Below are 1672 nucleotides of genomic sequence, written 5' to 3' on the forward strand. Positions count from 1 at the left end.
AGCCTTGATCCACCGATCTGATGGCTGTGGATGACTCTTCGGGAAACAAGGAAGTGCCTTGTGACCTGCGATGATGGGAGTTCTTGAGGCTTCCAGCACGCACGATCGGCAAGGCACTTCCGAGATGCAAGTTTCCCATACTCCAGCGGCGGTCTCCGCTGCGTTCGATGACCCGAATCTGGTCGCGCATGCCGGGCTGGTTCCGGTGATGCGGCTGGCCGAACGGTGTGGCCTGTCGGGCCTGGTGACGCAGAAGGTGAAGCTGACCGGGACGACCAACGGCGCGGGGGCTGCGGCGGACGCCAAGGTCAGCAGCATCGTGGCCGGCATGGCGGCGGGCGCGGACAGCATCGACGACCTCCACATCCTGCGGCACGGCGCGATGCGGGCCGTGTTCACGGGTATCCGTGCGCCGTCCACGCTGGGCACCTTCCTCCGTTCGTTCACCCACGGCCACGCACTCCAACTCCACGCCGTCCACCGCAGGTTCCTCGGTCAACTGGCCGCGCACACCCCGCTGCTTCCCGGCGCCGATCAGATGGTGTTCATCGATGTCGACTCCACCCACAAGCGGGTCTACGGCCGGGCCAAGCAGGGCGCCGAGTACGGTCGGTTCAAGGGCATCCGCACCCTGCACCCCCTGCTCGCCACGATCTGCACCCCCACCTCCCGGCCGGTGATCGCCGCAGTACGGATGCGCCGCGGCAAGGCAGCCGATTCCCGTGGGGCCCCGAAGTTCGTCAGTGAGGCGCTGGCCACCGCTGTCGAGGCGGGCTGCACCGGCACCCGGGTCCTGCGAGCGGACTCGCAGTTCTACAACGCCGGGGTGATCGCCGCCTGCCGCCGGGCCGGAGCCCACTTCTCGATCACCTGCGGGATGAACCCCTCCATCAAACGGGCCGTCCTCGGCATTCCCGACCAGGCCTGGCAGCAGATCACCTACCCGACCGCGGTGCCCGATCCCGCAACCGGTGAACTCATCTCGGACGCCGAAGTCGCCGAGATACCCGCCTACACCGCGTTCGCCAGCCGCACGAAAGCGGAGCGGGTCACCGCGCGGCTGATCGTTCGCCGGGTCCGTGACCTGGCCAAACCCGCCGTTGTGGGTGAGCAGGGCGAGTTGTTTCCCGTCTGGCGCTACCACCCGTTCTTCACCGACCAGCCCGCACAAACCCTCCAGGCCGAACGCGAACACCGTCACCACGCCGTCATCGAGCAGGTCATCGCCGACAGCAAGGCCTCAGCCCTGGCCCACCTGCCGTCCGGGCACTTCCACGCCAACACCGCATGGCTCACCCTGTGGGCGATGACCTACAACCTGCTGCGGGCCGCCGGCGCACAGGCCTCCGCCTTCCACGCCAGGGCCACCACCGCCACGATCCGCATCCACCTGGTCCACGTTCCGGCCCGGATCGCCCGTTCCGCCCGCCGCATCACCCTGCACCTGCCGCACAACTGGCCCTGGCAGCACGCCTGGACACACCTGTTCCCCACCGCCCACGGACCGGCCGGCTGATACGAACAACCCCTGCCCGCCCCGCCCGCAAGGGCCCGACCGGAACCGAACCGTGGAAATGCTGGGCAGACCAGCGGACACAACCTGCCCTCACCCGGCCACCCGACCCGAAACCGATCAAAAGACCACTCTCAAACCACCTCGGTGGATCAAGGC

General features: G+C 68.0%; 1 protein-coding gene. It reads left to right on the top strand.

Annotation, left to right across the window (positions count from 1 at the left end; genetic code table 11):
- Nucleotides 1-124: 124 nt before the first annotated feature.
- The gene (locus ABT078_RS42465) at nt 125-1516 is read left to right on the top strand and encodes an IS1380 family transposase (RefSeq protein WP_351237826.1); all 1392 of its coding nucleotides are present in this window, start codon (nt 125-127) and stop codon (nt 1514-1516) included.
- Nucleotides 1517-1672: the final 156 nt, after the last annotated feature.

This window comes from Streptomyces sp. NPDC002133, assembly GCF_040296405.1.
Classification (GTDB): Bacteria; Actinomycetota; Actinomycetes; order Streptomycetales; family Streptomycetaceae; genus Streptomyces.

What these genes read in the sequence shown, in the direction of transcription:
- ABT078_RS42465 (WP_351237826.1), top strand. Translation starts at nt 125, where the DNA reads ATGCAAGTTTCCCATACTCCAGCGGCGGTCTCCGCTGCGTTCGATGAC.